Below are 21,993 nucleotides of genomic sequence, written 5' to 3' on the forward strand. Positions count from 1 at the left end.
CTCACGCGAACCCCGTGGCGCGCGCGCAGTCATGCCAGTGGTGACGCATCCTCGCCCAATGGCCATTGGCGGCCGAGGGACTCGGCAGCACGAAGATCGCCGGCCGCCCCGGCACCCCGGGCTGCGCCCCGAAGGCGATCTCCCGCTTGCGGCGGCGGAGCGCCAGCGCGCCGGCCTCCTGGCTCGTGAAGGCGATGGCGCGCGGCGCCCAATACTCCATCGCAGCCCAGAAACGATCGATGTCGAAATCCCCCGGGGACAGATCCCGGTCCATACCGCGCCCGGTCTTGGACAGGTCCGTCAAGCCGATTCGGTGGTCCCGCAGCCGCGCATACTCCGCGGGGCGCAGCAGCCCGGGCGTGAACCCGGCCTCCGCCAGCATGGGCCAGAAGGCGTTGCGCGGGCCGGCGTAATAGGCGCCGAGGCGCGCGGATTCGGGGCCCGCCGCCGTGCCGCAGAAGACGAGGCGGAGGCCCCATCCCAGAACGTCTGGGAGCACGTCGGGCGTCGCTGGGGAAGGCGCTGCCTTCCCCAGACCCCATCCGCCAGGCCCGAGACGGGCCTGGACCGTCGTCACGCCACCGCCGCCAGGGCACGGGCCGCGACGCCGATGGCGACCAGATCGCCAACCGAGGCCGCCTCCCGCGCCAGGCGCGCGGCCTCCGCATCCGCCGGCGCGGCACCGCCCTGCAGCCGGGCCCGCGCAAGCCTCGCCTGCACGCCGGCGAGGTCCGCCAGCACCTCCGCCTTGGCCCGCGCCGCGAAGGGACCGGTGGCGCGCGCAGCCTCCGCCGCCGCACGCAGCGCCTCCAGCGCAAAACCCTCGCCCACCGCGCGCCAGGCGCCGGCAGCAGCCGCGGGATCGGCGCCCGTCTCGGCCGCCAGCCGCACCACCGCCGGCGCCGCCACCAGCCGCGGCGCGGCGCCCGCCAGCGCGGCAGGCTCCGCCGGAATCCCTGCCTCCCGCAGCAGCGCCGCCTCCGCCCCCGGCGCCGCCACCTCCGCCGCCACCAGCGCCGCCACCCCCGGTCGCAGCGCCGCCAGCGCGGCCTCCAGCGTGCCAGCCGACCCCGCCATCAACTCCCGCGCCGCCCCCTCCTCCAGCCGCCGCAGCGCCAGCAGGGCCGAGAGCCGCGTGGCAGCCGGCGCCGCCGCGGCATCGATGGCCGCCGCCGCCCTCTCCACCCCGAACAGCGCGCCCGCCAGCCAGGCCGCCCGCGCCACCGCCGCACCCGATCCTGTCGCCCCCGCCAGCCGCCCGAGCGCCGCGACGCCCAGCCGGTTGACCACCTGGTTGCACAGCGCCGTCGCCAGCAATTCGCGCCGCAGCCGGTGCCGCGCGATCTGCGCGCCGAATCGCTCCCGCAGCGCGGTCGGGAAGTAGTCGACCAGCAGCGGCGCCAGCGCCGCCTCCTCCGCCAGCCCGCTCTCCTCGATCGCCTCCGCCAGCCAGAGCTTCGCCGCCGGCAGCAGCGCCGCGAGCTCGGGCCGCGTCAGCCCCTCCCCCGCCGCCGCCCGCGCCCGGATCGCCGCCGCATCCGGCAGCACGGAGACGGCACGGTCCAGGAACCCCGCCGCCTCCAGCCGCGCCATCAGCGCCGCATGGGCGGAGAGGTCCTCCACCGCCGTCATGGCCTCCAGGCTCAGCGCGATGGATTGCGCGTGGTTGTCGGCCAGCACCAGCTGCCCGACCTCCTCCGTCATCGCCGCCAGCAATTCGTCGCGCTGGCGCCGCGTCAGCACGCCCTCCCGCTCCGCCTCCGCCAGCAGGATCTTGATGTTCACCTCGTGGTCGGACGTGCTGACCCCCGCGGAATTGTCGAGCGCATCGGTGTTGATGCGCACGCCGGCGCGGGACGCCTCGATGCGCCCGGCCTGCGTCACGCCGAGATTCGCACCCTCCCCGACGATCTTCGCCCGGATCTCGCGCCCATCGATGCGGATGGCATCGTTCGCGCGGTCGCCCGCTTCCGCCTGCGTCTCCGTGCCCGCTTTCACATAGGTGCCGATGCCGCCGAAATAGAGCAGGTCCACCTTCAGCGTCAGGATCGCGCGCATGATCGCCGCGGGCTCCGCCCGCTCCGCCTCGATGCCCAGCAGCGTGCGGGCTTCGGGCGAGAGCGGCAGCGTCTTGGCATTGCGCGGCAGGATCGCGCCGCCCTTGGAGAGCAGCCGCGCCTCGTAATCCGCCCAGGAGGAGCGCGGCAGCGCGAACAGCCGCTGCCGTTCGGCGAAGGACACGGCCGGATCGGGATCCGGGTCGATGAAGATGTGCCGGTGGTCGAAGGCCGCGACGAGCTTCGTCTTCGCCGACACCAGCAACCCGTTGCCGAACACGTCGCCCGACATGTCACCGACACCGGCACAGGTGAATTCCGCCTCCTGCACCCCCGCGCCGCGCAGCTCGAGAAAATGCCGGTCGATCATCACCCAGGCGCCACGCGCGGTGATGCCCATGCCCTTGTGGTCATAGCCCGCGCTGCCACCGCTGGCGAAGGCATCGCCGAGCCAGAAGCCGTACTCGGCGGAAAGGCCGTTGGCGATGTCGCTGAAGGTGGCCGTGCCCTTGTCCGCCGCGGCGACGATGTAGGGATCGGCGCCGTCGCGCGGCACCACCGCATCCGGCGTCACCACGCTGCCATCCGCGGCGTAGTTGTCCGTCAGGTCCAGCATGCCGCGCACCAGCGTGCGGTAGCAGGCGATGCCTTCCGCCATGAAGGCATCACGGTCGGACGACGGCGGCGGGTGCTTGAGGATGAAGCCGCCCTTGGCCCCCGTCGGCACGATGACGACGTTCTTGAGCCGCTGCGCCTTCATCAGCCCCAGCACCTCGGTGCGGAAATCCTCCCGTCGGTCCGACCATCGGATGCCGCCGCGCGCGACGGGGCCGGCCCGCAGATGGCAGCCTTCCATCCGCGGCGAATGCACGAAGATCTCCCGCCAGGGCCGCGGCGCCGGCATGTCGCCCGCCTTCGCGCTGTCGATCTTGAAGGCGATGTAGTCCTTCACCTGGAAGAAATTGGTCCGCAGCATCGCATCCAGCACCGTGCGCAGCCGGGACAGGATGCGGTCCTCATCGGGGTTCGCCACGCCATCCAGCAGCGTGCGCCAGGCATCGTCGAATTTGCCCTCGTCCCGCTCCGCGACATCCGGCGCGAAGCGCTGGTGGAACAGGTCGACCAGGATGCGCGCGGCATCGGGATGCGCGGCCAGCGCGGCCTCCACGCTGTCCTGCGCGAAGGGGAAGCCCACCTGCTTCAGCCAGCGATACATCGCCCGCAGCAGCCAGCATTCCTTCCAGTCGAGCCCCGCACGCAGCACCAGGCGGTTGAAGCCATCGGCCTCCACATCGCCGCGCAGCAGCGCGTGCAGCGCGCCCGCCACGTCATGCAGCCGTTCCTCCTCCACATCGGCCCGCGCCTCCAGCCGGTAGACATGCAGCACCACGACGGGCCCGCCCACGGGGTCCAGGCGATAGGGCACCTCCTCGATCGCGCGCAGGTCCAGGCTCTCGAACAGCGGCAGCGCATCGGCCAGCGCCAGCGGCCCGTCCGGGCTCGCCAGGCGCAGCATCACGCTGCGCGGCCCGCCGCCCGGCGGGCGCGTCAGCTGGCCGCGCGGCCTGCCGCCATGGGTCAGCTCATTCGCCAGCGACAGATCGCCGATCGCCGTCGCCACCGTCTCCGCCTGGCGATAGCCGGCGGGGAAGGCATCTCGCCACCGCGCCAGCATCTGCGCGCCGTATTCCGCGCCGGCCTCGCGCAGCAACGCCTCCTCCAGCCGGTCGCGGAAGCCGCGCGTGGCCTGCGCCACCGCCGCCTCCAGCGCCGCCTCCTCCACCGCCGGCACGGCGCCCGGCGTGGTGCCGATCACGTAATGCACCCGCGCCAGAGGCGCATCGCCGAGCAGCGTGTAGAAGGCCGAGAGCCTGCCCCCGAAGCTCTCCGCCAGCAGCCTGCCCACGCGTTCGCGCATCTGCGTGTCGAAGGTGTCGCGCGGCAGCCAGGCGATGACGCTCGCGAATCGCTCGAAGGGATCGCGCCGCACCACCAGCGCCGCGCGCGGCCTGATCTGCAGGTCGAGGGCCCGCCGGCACCCCGCGAGGATCGCCGCCTCCGGCGCCTGGAACAGCTCATCCCGCGGCCAGGTGTCGAGGATGTTGCGCAGCGCCCGCCCGTCATGGCTTTCGGGGTCGAGCCCGGCCGCCGCCAGGATGCGCAGCACCTTGGCGCGCAGCAGCGGGATGGATCGCGGGTTGCGGTTATAGGCCCCGGCGGCAAACAGCCCGAGGAACAGCCGCACCCCCGTCACGCGCCCCACCGCATCCGCGATGCGCGTCATCACCACATCGGCGTGCTGCGGCCGATGCACCGTCGCGCGCATATTGGCCTTGGCGACCGTCACCGCCTCCAGCCGCCCGAGATTCGCCCGCACCGCGCCGGGCAGTGCCGCCAGGTCCCGCAGCGCGTCGAAGACGGGAACATTCGCGTCCCGCAGCAGGCCGAGATCCTCCTCCGCCGCCACCGACAGCCCCGCCTCGCCCAGCGCCAGGCGGCGATGGCCGAGCAGGACGAAATTGTCCTCCCCCATCCAGCGCAGGAATTCCCGCGCTTCCTCCTCCTCGGGCGGCATCTCGCCAGCGGCGTCGCGCAGCCGCGCGAGCATCGGCGAGAAATCATCGACGGCGAGCCGCACATCGCCCATGGCGCGCACCAGCGCCGCCTCCACACCCGCCCAGTCTCCCGCCACCCCCGCGAAGGGCAGCGCGACACCAGGGCCGAGCGTGATGCGCATCATGCTCTCCGGCGTCTCGCCGGCCAGCGAGACCAGCGCCCCCGTCGCATCCCGCGCCACGCGCAGCACGGGATGCAGCAGCTGCCGCACCACGCGCCCCTGCACGGCCAGCGCCGCCAGCACGCTGTCCACCAGGAAGGGCATGTCGTCGGTGACGATCTCCGCCACCGCCAGGCTGCGGCCGGGCCCCGGCGGCAGCAGCCGCACCTTGGTCTGGCGCGGCCGGCGCTGCTCGGCGAAGGCGAAGAGGCTCGCCGCCGCCTCCGCCAGCGCCTCCGGCGGCGTGGCGGCGAGTTCCGCCGTCGGCACCGCCTCCTGCAGCCGGGTCAGCAGCTCGGCCGCCATGGGCGGCAGCCCCGGCGCCAGCCGGCCCAGCGCGGCCTTCGCCTCCGCCAGCACCAGGGGCCGCACGCCGTCCTGTTCCCGCGCCGCGTCGTTCATCGCGCCTTCCTCCTGCCGCACCTGTCACCGGATCGGGTGCAGCGCGGTCCCTGGAAGGTGGCGTCGCCGCACCACCGGCCGCAACCCCCGAGGTCGGATGACGGATCACGCCCATGTGCGGTAGGCTCGCGCCCATGATCGATGATCTCGCCGCGCTCCTCGCGCCCGTCACGCCGGACAAGTTCTTCGCGGAGCATTACGACAAGGCGCCGCTGCACATCCGCGGCACCCCGGCCAAGTTCGCGCAGGTGCTGTCCTGGCGGCAGATCAACCGGCTGCTGGACATGTCCCATATCTGGACCTCCGCCAGCCTGAAGCTGGTGCTGGACAGCCAGGCGGTGCCCGCCGAGCAGTTCTGCACCCGCGCCACCAGCCGCGACAACGCCGCCGTCCTTCAGCCCGACGCGAAGCTGGTCCAGGCCTGGATCGCCAAGGGCGCCAGCGTGGTGATGAACGACGTGGACAGCCTGACGCCGGGCCTCGCCGGCATCTCCGCGGCGCTGGAGGGTGCCGGCCTCGGCAAGGCCCAGGCCAATGTCTACATCAGCTGGCAGAGCCACAAGGCCTTCCACACGCACTACGACACGCATGATGTCTGGGCCGTGCAGGTGGAGGGCGAGAAGTCCTGGAACATCTGGGAAGGCCGCGCGGACTACCCCATCCCGCACCCCGCCTTCCGGGGCCAGCCGCAATCCCACCACGACCAGGCCCGCGGCAAGCTCCGCGGCACCGTCCACATGAAGACCGGCGACCTGCTGTATCTGCCCCGCGGCTGGTACCACGACGCGCTGGCGGAGGCGCCCTCCTCCGTCCATGTCGCCTATGGCGTCCATGCGCCGCTCGGCATGGATCTGATGAACATGCTGGCGGAGCGGGTGCTCTATGACGCGGAATTCAGGAAGCCCCTCCCCCGCCAGGATGGCAGCGCGGCGGCGCAATTCGCGTTGACGCAGCGCGCGGGGCTGCTCGGCCAGCGCCTCCAGGAACTGTGCAGGGATCCCAAGGTGCTGCAGGTGCTCGGCCAGTTCGTGGCCAATTACCGCTTCAGCCGCGGCGGCTACGACATCCTCGCCGCGCGCGGCCTGGGTTCCGCCGAAGGCCCCGCCGAGGATGGCGGCCCCGCCTGGCGCGTGCTGGCGCCGGGCGCCAAGCCCGTCCGCCGCGGCGCCGACTGGGTGCTGAAGACCGCGCAGGGCAGCCTGACCGTCACGCCGGCGGAGGCCGAGGCCGCCACCTGGCTGCTCTCCCGCCCCGAGGTCACGGAAGCCGAGCTGGCCGCCAAGGCCCCCGGCCTCGATGCCCCCGGCCTGCTGGCCCGGCTGGAAGCCGCCGGCCTGCTGGCGCGGTCCGCCTGATGCGCCTGCTCGCCCTCGCCCTGCTCCTCCTGGCCGGTCCCGCCACGGCCCAGCCGCGCAGCTTCTCCTGCGTCGGCGCGGAGGCGCTGGAGGATGACGTCTTCGCCGTGCCCTTCACCCGCGGCAGCACCACGCTGCGCGACGCCGGCCGCAGCGCCATCGCGGCCGCGGCACAGCTGGCGGAAAGCGATCGCGACCGCAACATCTGCGTCTTCGGCCATGCCGACCGCAGCGCCGGCGCCGGCACCAGCACCCAGATCGCCGCCCAGCGCGCCCGCGCCGTGGCGCAGGCCCTGTCCCAGCAGGGGATCGAGCGCGACCGCATCCGCGCCGAGGCCCGCGTCGCCGCCTTCAGCGGACGGCAGAGCGAGCCGGAGGCGCGCGCCGTCACCATCGTGGTGCTGCCCACGCTGCCGTGACTCCGGCGGGGCGCCGCGTGAAGCGCGGCGAAACAATCGCCCTTAAGCGGTCTGTTACCGTCGCCCTGTTACATCGGCAGAATATGCGCAAGGATGTGTTTTGTGACGGAGCCCCCTCGATCCGGGGCCGCTTCCGTCGCCGCGACAGGATCCCGCGCTTCGTGGATCACCCAGCCAAGGGCCAGGGCAAGGCCCGCTAGCCAGGACCGAGGAAAGCGCCGGATGACCGACCAACCCGAGGAAAAGCCCCCGCTGCGCCGCCGGCTTTTCGTCCTCCGCCTGGCCGCGCTTGGCGGCGCCGCCCCGGCCCTGGCGGCCTGCGTGCCGCAGCAGCCCGTCTATGTGCAGCAGCCCGTCTACCAGCAGCCCGTGGTGCGCCGCGGCACCGGGATCAGCGACAGCGACCCGTCGGACGCGCCGGGCAATGGGCGCGGCGGCCATCGCGGCAGCGGCGTCACCGACAGCGATCCGAATGACAGCCCTGGCTTTGGTCGCGGCGGCTATGCGCGCCGCACCGGGATCAGCGACAGCGACCCGAACGACCCGCCCGGCGGCGGCCGCGGCGGCTATCGCAGCGCCCCCGTCCGCCGCACCGGCATCACGGATAGCGACCCGTCGGACGGTCCCGGCAATGGCCGCGGCGGCTACCGCAGCGCCCCCGTCCGCCGCACCGGCATCACCGACAGCGACCCGTCGGACGGCCCCGGCAATGGCCGCGGCGGCTATCGCGGCGGCGGCTACCGCACCGGCCTGACCGACAGCGACCCCTCCGACGGCCCCGGCCGCGGGCGGCGGGGGTACTGAGAAGCCAAACCCCCCACCCCGACCAGCCTTCGGCCTCGCAGCAGCGCCGCAAGCCCCCGCAAGCGCGGGGGAGGGAGTGCCAACGACGCAACCAGCCCCCTCCCCCGCGCTTGCGGGGGAGGGTCGGGGTGGGGGTAAGGCGCTACACAACCGCCCTCAGGCGGTGGCAAGCGGCCCGCCGCCCTTCAGGCGGGCCGAGGCGCCGAACGGCGCCCGCGGCTTATGCCGCGAAGCCAAGCGCGCGGAGCGCGCGCCCGGCGCTTGAGCCGGTTCAGGCCTCTTCGGCCTGAACCGGGCCGCCGTCAGGCGGCGGCAAGCGGCCCGCCACTCTTCAGGCGGGCCGAGGCGCCGAACGGCGCCCGCGGCTTATGCCGCGAAGCCAAGGCCCCGGAGGGGCCGCCCGGCGTCTGAGCGGTGACATGCCTCTCCGGCCTGAACCGGGCCGCCGTCAGGCGGCGGCAAACAAATACGTCGGCATGGGCTGGGTGTTGTCCACCACGCCCTTCACGCCCGGCACATTCTCCGCCAGCACGCGCAAGCCCCGCTGCACCGCCGCGCTCCGGCTGAAGCCGTGGAACTCCACCACGCCGTCCTTCACATCGACCAGCGCGTAGAAGGTGTCCGCCCAGGGCTCCCGCTTCATCGCGGCCATCACCGCGCGACGGATGCGATCATCGGACAATTCCCCCGCCTCCGGCGCCGGCGCCACCAGCGCCCGCAACAGGTCGGCGCGGGACACCAGGCCCTTCAGCCGCCCGCCCTCCGTCACCAGCACGCGGCGGATGCCCTTATCCTCCATCATGTGCGCGATGACGGAAGCCAGCGTGTCCGGATCCACCGCCACCACGCCTTCCGTCATCACATCCGCCGCCGTCATCCCATGGGTGCGCGCATAGCGCTCCGCATCCCGCGCGGGATTGGCGAACATGGAAGCCAGCCACCCCGCAGGCCTGTCATCCTCCCCCGCCAGGCGGCGGATCAGATCGGCTTCTGTCACGATGCCGGCAACGGCTCCATCGGCGCCCACCACCGGCACGGCGGAAATGCCGCGATCCGCCAGCAACCGCGCGATCGCGATCACGGGGGTCGAGGGCGGCACGGTGACGACATCGGCGGTCATCAGGTCACGGGCGCGAAGACTGGTCATGGCGCAATCCCTCCGAGGGTTGGTTCCCATCGACGCCAACCCTAGGCGCCCCCGCCACGCGCCGCCTTGACGCAGGTCAAGCGCCGAGGCCCGCTCTTCCGCGATCCGCCACACCCCTGTATTGCTGGCGGACAATCAAACGGGAGGGTCCAGAGGATGACCAACAAGATCGGCCGCCGCGGCCTCGCCGGACTCGGCGCGGGGGGTCTCGCCGCGCTCGCAGCCCCCGGCATCGCCCGCGCCCAGGGCACGCAGATGGCGATCGCGACGGGCACCACCGGCGGCGTCTACTACCCGCTCGGCGGCGCACTCGCGAACTACCTCTCCCGCGGCATCCCCGGCATGTCCGCCACCGTCGAGGTCACCGGCGGCTCCGTCGCCAACTTCCAGCTGCTCGGCGCCGGCCGCGTCGGCATGCTGTTCGGGCAGGTGGACGCCGCCGTGGACGGGCTGCGCGGCGCCGGCCCCTTCCGCGGCCGCGCCGTGCCCGCCCGCGCCATCGCCGTGCTCTACACCAACCGCATGCAGGTCGTGACGACGGCCGCCACCGGCATCCGCTCCATCGCGGACCTGAAGGGCAAGCGGGTCTCGACCGGCGCCCCCGGCTCCGCCACCGAACTCTTCGCCTTCCGCGTCATCGCCGCCGGCGGCCTCGACCGCGACAAGGACTTCCGCGCCCGCGAACGCCTGAGCCCCGCGGAATCCACCAACGCCATCCGCGACGGCAAGCTCGACGCCTACTTCTTCGTCTCCGGCGTGCCGACCTCCGCCATCACGGACCTCGCCGCCACGCCCGGCACGCAGATCCACCTGGTGGACCACGCCGACCTGCACGCCCGCATCGTGCAGGAGAACGGGCCGGTCTACTTCCCGGAGGAAATCCCGGCCGGCACCTACCCCGGCCAGACCACGGCGAACAAGCAGCTCTCCGTCGCCAACATCCTCGCGGTGCGCGAGGACATGAGCGCCGAAATGGTCACCAACATCCTGCGCGTCACCTGGGAAAACCGGGAAGACTGGGCCCGCGTCCACGCCGAAGCCCGCAACTTCACCCTCAATGCCCAGAAGACCGCCGCCGCCGGCATCCCCTGGCACCCCGCGGCCGAAGCCTTCTGGCGCTCCGCCGGCGCGACGCTGGCGTGAGGGGGCGGCTTGCAGGGGGACCCTGTCCCCCTGCACCCCCTGCCAAAGGGCAGCGGCCCTTTGGAAACCCGTTTATGGGTGGCGTGGAGGAGGGGCATTGAACGCCCGCTTCACCCGCGGCCCCGCCGAGCCCCTCCTCCACACCACCCATGAATTGATGGGTTCAAAGGGGCCGCTGCCCCTTTGCGGGGAGCGCGAGGGGCAGCGCCCCTCGCATGACCACCCTCACACGCCCAGCAGGTCCCGCCGATGAGTGCCAGTGTCCTCCCGCCCGAGGTGCCGAAGGGCGCGTTGGATGATGCCACCGCCGCGAGGGTGGAGGCGTTGATCGAGCAGGAGGAGGGCGCGCAGAACCGCCTGCCTGGCCTGTTGGGTCATGCCGCCGTCGGTGTCGCGCTGGCGATGTCGCTGTTCCATCTCTGGGCGGCCTGGGACATCGTGCCGACGACGACCTTGCGCTACGTCCATGTCGGCTTCGCCATGGTGCTGGGCTTCGCCTTGTTCCCGGTGGATCGGCGCTTCCGGCATCGCGTGATGGTCTGGGACTGGGCGCTGATCGCGGCCGGCATCTACTGCATCTGGTATCTCATCGCCGGCGGCGACGATCTCCAGGACCGCTACATCTTCCCCGAGCCGATGGACATCGTCGTCGGCTGGATGCTGATTGCGCTGGTGCTGGAGGTGACGCGCCGTTCGACGGGCTGGATCATGCCCGCCGTCGCCATCGCCTTCCTGCTCTATGCCTTCTTCGGCAATCACCTGTCCCCGCCCTGGCGCCACCAGGGCTACGACATGGATCGCCTGATCCCCCACATCACCATCACGCTGGAGGGCATATTCGGCACCGCGATCGACGTCTCCGCGACGCTGATCGTGCTGTTCACCATCTATGGCGCCGTGTTGCAGGCGACGGGGGCGGGAAAGTTCTTCGTCGATTTCTCCTTCAGCCTGACGGGCGGCAAGCCCTCCTCCGCGGGCCGCACCGTGGTGCTGTCCTCCTTCCTGCTCGGCGGCCCCTCGGGCTCGGGCGTCGCCACGACGGTCACGCTCGGCACCGTCGCCTGGCCGATGATGCGCCAGGTCGGCTATCGCGCGGATGACGCCGGCGGGCTGCTGGCGGCGGGCGGTCTCGGCGCCATCCTCTCGCCGCCCGTCATGGGCGCGGCCGCCTTCCTGATCTCCGAGTATCTGAAGATCGGCTATCTCGACGTCATCGTCATGGCGATCGTGCCGACCTGCCTCTACTACGCCTCCCTCCTCTTCATGGTGGAGCTCGACCAGCGGCGGATCGAGGCGCAGCGCGCCGCGGACCCCAACGCGGCCCCGCCCGTCGCCATGAAGGTCGATCCTGTCGGCAAGCTGGTGCGGGAATACGGCTTCCACTTCTCGACGCTGATCGCGATCGTCGTCTTCATGGGCATCGGCTATTCCGCGACGCTCAGCGTGCTCTACGCCACCATCGTCGCGGTGGTGCTCTCCTGGATCAAGCGGGAGACGGCGATCGGCCCCCGCAAGCTGATCCACGCGCTGGCCAATGGCGCCATCCAGTCCGTCGGCATCGCCGCCACCTGCGCCTGCGCCGGCATCATCGTGGGCGTCATCACGCTGACCGGCCTCGGCCTGAAATTCTCCGACATCGCCATCCAGGCGGCGGGCGGCAGCCTGGTCATCACCGCCATCTACACCGCGCTGATCGTCTGGGTCGTCGGCCTCGCGGTCCCCGTCACCGCCAGCTACATCATCTGCGCCGTCGTCGCCGCGCCCGCGCTGATGAAGCTTGGCGTGCCCGACTACGCCGCGCATATGTTCGTCTTCTACTATGCCGTGCTGTCGGAGGTCTCGCCCCCCACCGCGCTCAGCCCCTTCGCGGCGAGTGCGATCACCGGCGCCGGCCCCTACCGCACCACCCTCCAGGCCTGGAAATACACCCTGCCCGCCTTCGTCCTTCCCTTCGTCTTCGTGACCGACCCGGAAGGGGTGGGCCTGCTGCTGCGCTTCACCGCGACCATGACCTGGGTGGATGTCGCCTGGCAGATCGTGCTGGCGACCGTAGGGCTCGCCGCGCTGGCCGCAGCCTGCCAGGGCTTCCTGATCCGCGCCATGCCGGCCTGGGAACGCGCGGCGCTGGTGGTGGCGGGCGTGCTGATGGTCTTCCCCGCCTCGCTCGATGCGCTGGCGCCGGGCCTGGTGCCCGTGCCGCACTGGATCGGCCTCGGCCTCGCGGCGGTGCTGCTGCTGCTGCAATGGCGCGCGCCCCGCGCCCAGCCTGCCTGATGGGGGCGGCCTGATGCCGCGGCGGCGTGTCGCGCGGGCCATCGCGCCCGCCCTCGCGCTGCTGCTCGCGGCCTGCGGCGACACACCGGTGGCGGAGGCGCTGCGCGGCGTCCTCCCCACCGCCGAGGCCCCGGCCGCCCCCGCGGGCGGGCTCCGCCTGGCCGGCACCCGGCAGAGCCATGTCTTCGCCCTGGCGCAGCAGACCGGCAATCGCCGCCTCTGGCGCGCCGAGGGCGGCATCGCCATCGCGACCGAGGGCCCGCGCATCGTCGCCACCGCCGGGCTCGGCCAGATGCTGACCGCCACGCGGCAGGAGGGGCCGGACCCGCTCGACGATATCCTGGCCCTGCTCGGCAACCCCGCCAGCACCCGCCGCACGGTGGACCTGGCCGGCGCCAGCCGCGAACCCGCCACCATGCGCTTCGGCCTTGTCGTGGAATGCCGCCTCACCGCCTCCCGTCAGGCGGACGGGATCCTGGTGCGGGAAGCCTGCACCAGCCCCGCCGGCGCCTTCACCAACCGTTTCTGGGCAGACCCCGAGACCGGTGCCGTGCTGCGCAGCGAGCAATGGGTGGGGAACGAGGTCCCGCCCGTCACGATGGAGATGCGCTGAGGCTCAGCGCCAGCCGATCCCCGCCGCCCGCATCCGCGCCACCACGAAGCCCAGCCAGGCCAGCTGCACGGCCACCGCCGGCACCACCACCAGCGGCTTCAGCGCGGGCGGCAGTTGCAGGAAGGCGAAGGCGAGCCCGGCATGGAACAGCGCGAAGCCCCAATGCAGCCCGGCCACCACGCGGACCTTCACGCCCGATCGCTGCGCCAGCTGGTACAGATGCGTCCGGTGCCCCTCCGCCAGCCTCTCCCGCATCAGCGCCCGCCGGGCCAGGGTGAAGCCCGAGTCGAAGAGCAGGCCGAAGATCAGCAGCGGCACGATCAGGAAGGACACCTGCTGCCCATCGAAGCGGGACGCCGCGACGGCCAGCACCGCCAGCATGAAGCCCGCGAACTGGCTCCCCACATCCCCCATGAAGATCCGCGCGGGGTGCAGGTTGAAGGGCAGGAAGCCCGCGAAGCCGGAGGCCAGGAACAGCGCCGCGGCATAGACGAACCACCCCCCCTGCAGCGCCGCCAGCAGCGCCAGCGCGGCACTCGCCACCAGCAGCGTGCCCCCCACCAGCCCGTCCAGCCCATCCATGAAGTTCACGGCATTGGTGCAGCCCACGATCCAGACCAGGGTCAGCGCCACGCCGAGCCAGCCCAGCTCCACCACCCCGATCCAGGGCAGCGCCAGCTTCTGCACGACCAGCCCGCTGCCCACCGCCACCAGCGCCGCCAGGCATTGCGCCCCCAGCCGCAGCCGGGCCGAGAGGTCCCGCACGTCATCCACCAGCGCCACTCCGGCGATGGCGCCGGCGGCCAGGATCACGCCGATGAACTGCCGGTCCGCCACCCGCGCGAAGGTCGCGACCTGGTACAGCACCAGCATCCCCGCCATGAAGGCCAGCAGCACGCCGACGCCACCGCCGCGCGGCGTCGGCCGCACATGGGCGCTGCGGGCGTTCGGGTGGTCCAGGATCGGGAAGGCGATCATCAGCCGCACGGCGAGGGCGGAGAGCACCGCCAGCGCGCCCGCGAAGGCCAGGTGTTCCAGGAAGGCGGGGACGGTCATGCCCGGCCGCTACAGCACGCCGGGCCGCGCCGGGGCAAGACGGAGCCGTGCCGGTGCCGCGCCCGGTGGTCCCTCCGGTGTTCCGTCGGGCCCTCCCGCGCGATCATGATGGCGCCACCGCCCGATTGCGCTGGACTCCCGCACCGCCGCGTGCCACCCGCGTGGTCATGCACCCGGCCGCCGCGACCTGACATGCCGCGAGACCCCATGCCCCACGATCCGGATGGTGACGCCGCCCGCGCCCCCTTCGGCATCGTGCCCCGCGACCTGCATTTCGACATCGTCGGCAACGCCAACCCGGCCTGGCTCGATGGCGACCCGGTCCGATCCGCCATCGTGGACGGCTTCGCCGTGATGCTGCCGGAAGGGGAGCGGTTCTTCATCCGCGCCCTCAAGCACTATGCCCCGAAGGTGCCCGACCCCGCGGTGCGGGAGGGGGTGCAGGGCTATGCCCGGCAGGAAGCCTTCCACACGCGGGAGCATGAGGCCTACAACGCCGCGCTCCGCCGCCTGGGCGCGGATGTGGACGCCATGGAGGCGCGCGCGCGCCGGCTGCTCGACCCGCATACGCGCCCCATCGTGCGGCTGGCCGCCACCTGCGCGATCGAGCAGATCACCTACAGCTTCTCCCGCGCCGTGCTGGGCAGCCGCCTGCTGGAGGGTGCCGCCGCGCCCTATCGCCAGCTCTGGCAATGGCATTCGCTGGAGGAGGTGGAGCATTCCGCCGTCGCGCTCAGCGTCTTCCACGCGGCGCCCTGGAGCGGCCCGCGCTGGCTGAAATACGCGCTGCGCGTCGGCGTCCTGTTCATCGTCATCGTCCAGCTGGTGCGCGGCATGGCCGGCAACGCCGCGACGCTGCTGGCGGGGCCGGATGGCCGGCTCGGCTGGCGCATGCGGCTCCGGCTGGGCTGGGCGCTGCTGGGCCGGCCCTGGCTGGCGCGCATGCTCTTCGTGCCGTGCCTCGCCTACCTCAAGCCCGGCTATGCCGGTGGCGGCGGCCGGGACCAGGACCTGGTGGAGCGCGGCCGCCAATTGCTGCGCGACGACCGCGCCACCGCCTGACAGGCGCAGGGCGGCTTCACCCGAGCCGTGCCGGCTCCAGGCTGGCATAGACGTCGCCCGAATTGGCCTCATGCGGCAGCGCCGCGATCCATTCAGCCATCGCCGCGGCCCCGATCGGCGCGGGATGGGCGAAGCGCATGCCTTCCCCCAGGCAGGCGTTGAACGCCCGGAAACCCAGTGCCGCCAGCCGGTCCAGGCACTGCCCCGCGACGCCCCGCTGGATGGTGGTGAATTCGAAGGAGAGGCTGCGCGGCGCCCGCGTCAGCCCCGCCAGCGCCACCGCCTCATACCCCTCGACATCGATCTTCACGAAGTCGGGCATGCCATGCGCCGCCGCCAGCGCATCCAGCGTCGTCACCGGCAGTCGCAGCTCCCGGTCCCAGACCTGGCCCTCCCACCCCGCGGCGCCATCGGCGGCGGCGACGAAATCGGCGCTGGCCGTGGCCACGGTGGGGTTGGCGGAGTTCACCCGCAGCACGGCCTCGCCCACCGCCTCGCCCACCAGCGATTCCACCAGCGTGAAGCCCGCATCCCGGCCGAAAGCGCGGCGCAGGAAGCGCGCCAGCAGCGGCTGCGGCTCCACCGCCACCGCGCGGGCGCCGAGCCGCCGGAAACTCGCCGCCCGGTCGCCCACATGGGCACCCACGTCGAAGCCGAGCTCCCCCGGCCCGAGGAACCGCGCCTGGAACCCATCCAGCGCCGCCGCCCGGCCCGGTTCGCGAAGGTAGGTCCGGATGGAGGCGCGGACCGCCGCGACGGAGGTCACCGGAACACCACCGCGGCCCCGCCTGCCGCCTCCGGCGGCACCATGACGCCATCCGGCGCGTCCCGCAGCGGAAGCCCCGCCAGCACGGCGCGCGCGGCGCGGCCCTGGTCGCCCGTGCGGATCACCATCCCCGCCATGAAGGGGAGCGCGGGCGCCTCCACCCCCGGCAGCACGCGGCCCAGCGCCGCCGCCGGCAGGATGCGCACCACCGTCTCCATGGCCGGGGAGAAGGGCCCCGCCGCGCCGGCCGCACCCGCGAGCCGGATGCGGAACCCGGCCACCGGATCGGGCTCCGCGGGCCGGCCCGTGAGGCGCGACAGCCGCGCCGTCGTCTCCGCCGGATCGGCCGCCGCCAGGATCGCCACCTCCAGCGCCTCCGCCCCGTTGGTGTGGCCCATCCAGCGTGGGTCCCAGACCAGCTCTGGCGTCATGTGCTGCACCAGCTGGATCCGCCCCTCCGGCGCATCCGGGAAGGGTAGCCGGGCGAAACGGGCGATCGGCCCGCCGGCCTCGACGGGGCGCTGCAGCCAGGCAATGCCCGGGATCGCCATCCCGCCCGCCCGCAGCCGCGCCAAGTTCCCCTCCGCATCCTCCATCCCGAAGGCACAGATATGCGCGCCGGTGTAGCGCGCCAGGAAGCCATCGAGGCCGTTGGAGAACAGCGCGGGGTCCTGGATGCCCAGCAGCTCCACATAGCCATGCTTCAGGAAGGCGCAGCGATTGGCCGACCCGAAAGGCTCCACCGGCCCCTCCGGCGTCCGCCGGCCGGATTGCTGCGCGACCGGCGACAGCACGAAACCCATCCGCTCCCACGCCGCCCAGAGCGGCGCCGGGTCGCGGGCGCAAAGGCCGAGATGGTCGAGGACGGTGGCGCTGCTCATGGCAGCATCGGGGAAGGCGTTGCCTTCCCCGGACCCCATCCACCAGGCCCGAGACGGGCCTGGACCGTCGTCAGGGGCGCCATCACAGGGCGGGGTTCTCGTACTTGTCGAGCAGCCAGTCCGCCGGCTCCGCCGCCGCCTCCCGGTACCAGCGATCGACCAGCGGATGCGCCCTGACCGCGGCGACATAGGCGCGGGAGGTCGCGTTCAGCTCCGGCTGCCAGGTCAGGAATCGCGCCACCACCGGCGCATACATCGCATCCACCAGGGTGAAGTCGATGCCGGTCAGGAAGGGCCCGCCATACTCGCCGATCGCCTCCGCCCAGATCGCCTGGATGCGCGCGATATCGGCCAGGCTCTCGGGATTGCGGCCATGTCCCGGGAATTCCCGGCCGAGATTCATCGGCATCGCCATGCGCAGCGCCCGGAAGCCCGCATGCATCTCGGCCGCGATGCTCCGCGCGTGGGCGCGCGCCGCCCGCTTGCGCGGCCAGAGATCGGCCTTGAACTCGGAACAGTATTCCGCGATCGCGATGCTCTCCCACATCCGCGCCCCGCGATGTTCCAGGTAGGGGACCATCCCGTTGGGGGAGATCGCCTTGATCGCCTGGGTGCCCCCGCCGCCCGCCAGCGGCACCACCACCTCCTCCACATCCAGCTGCGCCAGCTGCACCATCAGCCAGCCGCGCAGGCTCCAGGAGGAGTAGCGCTTCGTCCCGATCACCAGCCTGCCCTCGGCCATGGCCGCGTTCCCCTGATCCGTTTCGCGATTCATGGCACGGCCGGCGCCGGCTGTCCCGAGGGGGGCGGGCGGGTTCCGTCGTCGCGGGCAGCAGCGCCCTACCGCGCCTCCGCCACCTCCGCCCGGCCCGGGCCGGCGCCCCCCATCAGCCCCGCATAGACGGCGCGCTGCCGCCACAGATCCTGCCGCACCGCCGCATGCACCTGGCCCAGCGACCGATGCCGGCCATTCCGCGCGACGAAGACGTTGCGGTTCGCCGCCACTGCATCCGGACCAACGACATCCGAGGCACGCTGCGAGGGCGCGCGGGCCAGTTCCCGCAGGAACCGGCGGGCGCCCACCGGGCCGAGGAAGTGGACCAGATAGAGGTCGGCATCCGTGACCGGCCGCCGCAGGACCGGGGCGAGGTTCTCCTTCTCCAGGCCGAGCCGGGCCATGGCGAAGGCGGCGGACAGGTTGGGATCGTCGCGAAGGACCAGCAGCTCCTCCAGCAGCCGGCTGTCGCGGGCGGAGATGGTGCCGGTCTCTGGATCGGTCGACAGGGCGTCGGCATGGAAGGCCAGCCCATGCGCCGGCCCATGGTCCCGCACCGCTTCCAGCCATGTCGTCCGGGTGAACTGCATCAGCCCCCGCGCCGAGGAGGCAGGGTTCCGCGCCGTCGCGACGAAGCGGCTCTCCCGCGAGGCCAGGGCGAAGAGCAGGACCCGCTCGGACGGGCTCGCCGCCACGGATTGCAGGGCGTGGAGAACCTCGGGGCTCACCGAGGGCAGCGTCGCCGGCGCCGCCACGGGCGCAGGCGCGGCACCGGCGCGGCCGCGGCGCGGGGCCGCCGCCCGCTGCCCCCCGCGCTCGGGGCGGGAAGCCGACTGGCGTGGCACGACGCGGCCACGCGCCTGTCGCGCGGCGCCGGCGGCGGGCTGCTGGCGCCTGGCCTCCAGGCGGTTCGCCGCCCGCGCCGGCGGAGCCGCCCGATGGGGAACGCTCGAGGACGTCGCGGAGGCGCGCGCGCCGGCTGCCTCGGCCTGCATGCCGGAGCAGGGCGCGGCGATCAGGAAGGAGCCGATGACGAGGACCGTCTTCAGCCGGGACGCCCAGCGCCCGGCCCGATCCCTCGATGGTGCGGACAGCCCATCGCGGGTGCGGGGCTCGGCAGGCGACAGGCATCTCACAGCCGGTTCTCTCCCGTGTGGCGCGGCGTGGCGGAGCGAAGAGGCCCTTCTGGCGGCGCCCTTCCGTGACTGGCGGCGGGACAGGGCCCGTAGGACCGCCACCTCGATCCGGGCGCTGCACCCGGCACCCCGGGACCCGGCGGGGGATGCCCTCGCGGTGCCCGCGGGACCCGCTGCCGATGGGGCCGGGCCGTCCTAACGGCCATGTCAGGCGTTCGGTTCCGCCCGGTCGGCCCTGCACGGCCACTCGATGCCCAGGGATGGCCGATGCGCAGGGAGCGGACGCGTTCCCCGCGGCATGACGCCCGGCACTAGCGACCGCGCCCGCACGGGAGTAGCAACCGGGGCATGGCTGCTTCGGCTCGGGACCGCATCCTCCTCAACCTCGCCCTGGATTCGCTGGTGGCGGCGCTCGCGCTGCCCGCCGCGGTCTGGCTGGCCGCGCCCGGCGCCTGGCCGCCCCCCCTCTGGTGGGCCAGCGCCATCCCCGGCGCCATCGCGGCCCTGATGGCGGTCGGCGTGCCGCTGCGCCTGCCGCAGCAATACTGGCGCTTCGCCTCCCTGCCGGAGGCCCTGTCCATCATCGGCACCGCCGCCGGCGCGGCGCTGATCACCGCCATCGGCCTGCATTGGGCCGGCGCCTGGGCGCCGCCCAACCCGGGCTTCCCGGCGATCCACGCGCTCGTGCTCGCCGCCCTGCTGGCCGCGCCCCGGATCGCCGCGCGCCTCCGCCATGCCGGCCGCGCCGGCCCGATCTCCGACACCCCCGCCGCCCCCGTCCTGCTGGTCGGCGCCGGCGATGGCGCGGACCTCTTCATCCGCGCCATCGGCCAGGAACGCAGCCCCGCCTATCGCGTCACCGGCATCCTCTCGCTCCGCTCCCGCCAATTGGGCCGCCGCATCCACGGCCTGCCCATCCTCGGCACGGCGGAGGATGCGGCCTCCATCCTCGACCAGCTGAGGGAGGAAGGGCGCCTTCCCGCCCAGATCATCCTCGCGACGCCCCAGCTCCAGGGCCTGGAACTCCAGCGCCTGCTGGATGCCGCGGACCGCCACGGCCTGCCGGTGAAGCGCGCGCCCCTCCCCACCGCCCTCGGCCCCGCCAGCCGCCGCCCCGGCGAACGCGCGGAAGCCGAGCCCCGCGTCACGCTCCGGGCCGTCGAGATCGAGGACCTGCTCGACCGCCCGCAGGTGCCGCTCGACCGGGAGGGCATGGCCCGCCTGGTGCAGGGCCGCCGCGTGCTCGTCACCGGCGCCGGCGGCACCATCGGCGGCGAGCTCGCCCGCCAGGTCGCCGCCCTCGGCCCCGCCAGCCTGACGCTGCTCGACCACGGCGAATACGTCCTCTACGAGATCGACCTGGAGCTCCGCGAACGCCACCCCGGCGTGCCCCGCCGCGCCGTCCTGGCCGATGTCCGCGACAGCGCCCGCATGGCCCGCCTCATGGCGGAGATCAGGCCGGAACTCGTCTTCCACGCCGCCGCCCTCAAGCATGTGCCCATGGTGGAGAACGACCCGCTGGAGGGCCTTCTCACCAATGCGCTCGGCACCCGCATCGTCGCCGATGCGGCGCGGGAGGCCGGCTGTTCGCTGATGGTCTTCATCTCCACCGACAAGGCGGTGAACCCGACCAGCGTCATGGGCGCCTCCAAGCGCCTGGCCGAGATGTACTGCCAGGCGCTCGACCGCGGCGCGCGGCAATCCGGCACCGGCATGCGCCTGGTCACCGTCCGCTTCGGCAACGTCCTCGGCTCCACCGGCTCCGTCGTGCCGCTGTTCCGCCGGCAGCTGGAACGCGGCGGCCCGCTGACCGTCACCCATCCCGACATGCGCCGCTACTTCATGACGGTGCGGGAGGCCGTGGGCCTCGTCCTCCAGGCCAGCGTCGTCGGCGCCACCGGAATTTCATGGTTTGCCGGCTCCGCCGGCGGGCAGGACCAGCCGCCTGAACTCCGCGAAGGCGGCATCTTCGTCCTCGACATGGGCGATCCCGTGAAGATCGTGGACCTCGCCCGCCGCATGATCCGCCTCGCGGGGCTGCGCCCCGACGACGACGTCGAGATCCGCTTCACCGGCCTCCGCCCCGGGGAGAAGCTGTTCGAGGAGCTGTTCCACGGCCAGGAACCCCCCAGCCCCACCAACTTCCCGGGCCTGCTGGTCGCGACGCCCCGCACCACGGATGCCGCGGAGATGGGCCGCGCCATCGACGCCGTCGCCGCCCTCGCCGCCGCAGGGGACCGCAAGGCGGCGCTGGCCCGCCTCGGCGCCCTGGTCCCGGAATTCGAGCACGAGACCAACGGCAAGGCGCCCTGACGCCCGCCCCTACATCAGCCCCAGCGCCATGATCAGCGCCGTCAGCGTCAGCACCGAGGCGGCGGTGGACAGCAGGATGATCCGCGAGGTCGCCGCCAGGTTGGTGCGGTAGCGATCCGCCAGCATGAAGGCGCCCGTCCCCGTCGGCAGGGCCGACAGCAGCACCAGCACGCCCAGCGCCTCCCCCTCCACCCCGAAGGCGAAGCGCCCGAGCAGCCAGGCCAGCAGCGGCTGGCCGAGCAGCTTCAGCGCGGCGATGCCGACCGGCAGGCCGCCCCCCTCCGGCATCCGCGCCGCGGGCAGCGCGAAGAACAGGCCGATCGCCAGCAGCGCGCAGGGGCTGGCCGCCGCGCCCAGCATCCGCGCCACGCTCGCCAGGCTCTCCGGCATGGTGATCCCGGCCATCGCCCAGGCCGCGCCCAGCAGCGGCGCCGCCACCACCGGGTTGCGCAGCAGCGAAGCCCCGACCCGCAGGCCGAGCCGCAGCGGATGCGCCTCCGCCTGCCGCCCCGCCTCCATCAGCGTCAGCGCCACCGCCAGCACCACGCTGGCCGTCAGGATGGTCGCGACCGAGACCAGCGCCACGCTGCCCGGCCCGAACACCGCCCCGCAGATGGAAAACCCCATATAGCCGACATTGGCATAGCCCGCGTTCAGGCCCTGCAGGGCGGCGGCCGTCAGCCCCTCCCCCCGCCGCAGCCGCCAGGCCATCACCGCCAGCAGCATCAGGCAGGCGCCGAGCACGAAGGCGGCGACGAAGCCCGGCTGCCAGAGCCGGCCCCAATCCGCCTCCGCCATCACCAGGAACAGCATGGCCGGCAGGCCGAGCGCGATGACGAAGCGGTTCAGCTCGGCACTCGCCGTCGGCCCCATCCAGCCGAAGCGCCCCGCCGCATAGCCCGCGCCGATCACGGCAAAGACCGGCACCACCGCCAGGAAGGCGGTCAACATGGGCTGGCAGGCCGCGCTCGGAGCAACCCAGGCTTCTGTCGCCAGGCCCGGGCGAAAAGCCTC

At 73.2% G+C, this 21,993-nt stretch carries 17 protein-coding genes; 8 read left to right on the forward strand and 9 right to left on the reverse strand.

All coding sequences use genetic code 11. The features are described from left to right. Position 1 precedes the first annotated feature (1 nt). Together G3576_RS17260 and G3576_RS17265 are read right to left on the reverse strand one after the other, a co-directional pair. Positions 2-499 (reverse strand): mismatch-specific DNA-glycosylase, encoded by a 498-nt coding sequence (locus tag G3576_RS17260; protein WP_164695664.1) that lies wholly within the window; start codon positions 497-499, stop codon positions 2-4. Between the two features lie 74 nt (positions 500-573). Next, complete coding sequence (locus tag G3576_RS17265; RefSeq protein ID WP_164695665.1) at positions 574-5,235, reverse strand: NAD-glutamate dehydrogenase; 4,662 nt, start codon at positions 5,233-5,235, stop codon at positions 574-576. Between the two features lie 134 nt (positions 5,236-5,369). On the opposite strand from G3576_RS17265, the gene G3576_RS17270 reads away from it, so the two are divergent. The 3 genes from G3576_RS17270 (at position 5,370) to G3576_RS17280 (ending at position 7,813) form a co-directional block, all read left to right on the forward strand. Beyond that, positions 5,370-6,590 (forward strand): cupin domain-containing protein, encoded by a 1,221-nt coding sequence (locus tag G3576_RS17270; protein ID WP_164695666.1) that lies wholly within the window; start codon positions 5,370-5,372, stop codon positions 6,588-6,590. After that, positions 6,590-7,009, forward strand: coding sequence for an OmpA family protein (locus G3576_RS17275; protein WP_164695667.1), 420 nt, complete (start codon positions 6,590-6,592; stop codon positions 7,007-7,009). The genes G3576_RS17270 and G3576_RS17275 overlap by 1 nt, the downstream gene beginning before the upstream one ends. Positions 7,010-7,231: 222 nt before the next feature. Beyond that, complete coding sequence (locus G3576_RS17280; protein ID WP_164695668.1) at positions 7,232-7,813, forward strand: hypothetical protein; 582 nt, start codon at positions 7,232-7,234, stop codon at positions 7,811-7,813. Positions 7,814-8,261: 448 nt separating this feature from the next. Here G3576_RS17280 and G3576_RS17285 read toward each other — a convergent pair whose 3' ends face one another. Then, positions 8,262-8,960: a CBS domain-containing protein gene (locus tag G3576_RS17285; protein WP_235952099.1), complete on the reverse strand. Its 699-nt coding sequence runs from the start codon at positions 8,958-8,960 to the stop codon at positions 8,262-8,264. A 156-nt stretch (positions 8,961-9,116) separates the two neighbouring features. Here G3576_RS17285 and G3576_RS17290 point away from each other — a divergent pair, with 156 nt between their 5' ends. The 3 genes from G3576_RS17290 (at position 9,117) to G3576_RS17300 (ending at position 12,990) form a co-directional block, all read left to right on the forward strand. Then, positions 9,117-10,103, forward strand: coding sequence for a TAXI family TRAP transporter solute-binding subunit (locus G3576_RS17290; protein WP_164695669.1), 987 nt, complete (start codon positions 9,117-9,119; stop codon positions 10,101-10,103). Positions 10,104-10,352: 249 nt separating this feature from the next. Beyond that, positions 10,353-12,377 (forward strand): TRAP transporter permease, encoded by a 2,025-nt coding sequence (locus G3576_RS17295; RefSeq protein WP_164695670.1) that lies wholly within the window; start codon positions 10,353-10,355, stop codon positions 12,375-12,377. A 13-nt stretch (positions 12,378-12,390) separates the two neighbouring features. After that, positions 12,391-12,990, forward strand: coding sequence for a YjbF family lipoprotein (locus G3576_RS17300; protein ID WP_164695671.1), 600 nt, complete (start codon positions 12,391-12,393; stop codon positions 12,988-12,990). Between the two features lie 3 nt (positions 12,991-12,993). Here the strand turns inward: G3576_RS17300 and G3576_RS17305 are convergent, their stop codons facing one another. Further along, complete coding sequence (locus G3576_RS17305; protein WP_164695672.1) at positions 12,994-14,046, reverse strand: glycosyltransferase family 4 protein; 1,053 nt, start codon at positions 14,044-14,046, stop codon at positions 12,994-12,996. A 207-nt stretch (positions 14,047-14,253) separates the two neighbouring features. On the opposite strand from G3576_RS17305, the gene G3576_RS17310 reads away from it, so the two are divergent. Then, the gene (locus G3576_RS17310) at positions 14,254-15,108 is read left to right on the forward strand and encodes a metal-dependent hydrolase (protein WP_164695673.1); all 855 of its coding nucleotides are present in this window, start codon (positions 14,254-14,256) and stop codon (positions 15,106-15,108) included. A 16-nt stretch (positions 15,109-15,124) separates the two neighbouring features. Here the strand turns inward: G3576_RS17310 and G3576_RS17315 are convergent, their stop codons facing one another. From G3576_RS17315 to G3576_RS17330, 4 genes are all read right to left on the reverse strand, one after another. Continuing rightward, positions 15,125-15,874 carry an FkbM family methyltransferase gene (locus tag G3576_RS17315; RefSeq protein ID WP_164695674.1) on the reverse strand — a complete coding sequence of 250 codons (750 nt, stop codon included), beginning with the start codon at positions 15,872-15,874 and terminating at the stop codon, positions 15,125-15,127. Further along, on the reverse strand, positions 15,871-16,755 hold the full coding sequence (locus G3576_RS17320) for a VOC family protein (RefSeq protein WP_164695675.1): 885 nt from the start codon (positions 16,753-16,755) through the stop codon (positions 15,871-15,873). The genes G3576_RS17315 and G3576_RS17320 overlap by 4 nt, the downstream gene beginning before the upstream one ends. An 82-nt stretch (positions 16,756-16,837) precedes the next feature. Then, on the reverse strand, positions 16,838-17,497 hold the full coding sequence (locus tag G3576_RS17325; protein WP_164695676.1) for a glutathione S-transferase: 660 nt from the start codon (positions 17,495-17,497) through the stop codon (positions 16,838-16,840). Between the two features lie 98 nt (positions 17,498-17,595). Next, positions 17,596-18,258 carry a transglycosylase SLT domain-containing protein gene (locus G3576_RS17330; protein ID WP_164695677.1) on the reverse strand — a complete coding sequence of 221 codons (663 nt, stop codon included), beginning with the start codon at positions 18,256-18,258 and terminating at the stop codon, positions 17,596-17,598. A 756-nt stretch (positions 18,259-19,014) separates the two neighbouring features. Between G3576_RS17330 and G3576_RS17335 the strand changes: the two genes are divergently transcribed. Continuing rightward, the gene (locus G3576_RS17335) at positions 19,015-20,979 is read left to right on the forward strand and encodes a polysaccharide biosynthesis protein (RefSeq protein WP_164695678.1); all 1,965 of its coding nucleotides are present in this window, start codon (positions 19,015-19,017) and stop codon (positions 20,977-20,979) included. Between the two features lie 9 nt (positions 20,980-20,988). Here G3576_RS17335 and G3576_RS17340 read toward each other — a convergent pair whose 3' ends face one another. After that, a complete protein-coding gene (locus G3576_RS17340; RefSeq protein WP_164695679.1) occupies positions 20,989-21,930 on the reverse strand; it encodes an AEC family transporter in 942 nt (313 codons plus the stop codon). Between the last annotated feature and the right edge of the window lie 63 nt (positions 21,931-21,993).

It is taken from the genome of Falsiroseomonas algicola (assembly GCF_011040385.1).
In the GTDB taxonomy this organism is placed as follows: Bacteria; Pseudomonadota; Alphaproteobacteria; order Acetobacterales; family Acetobacteraceae; genus Falsiroseomonas; species Falsiroseomonas algicola.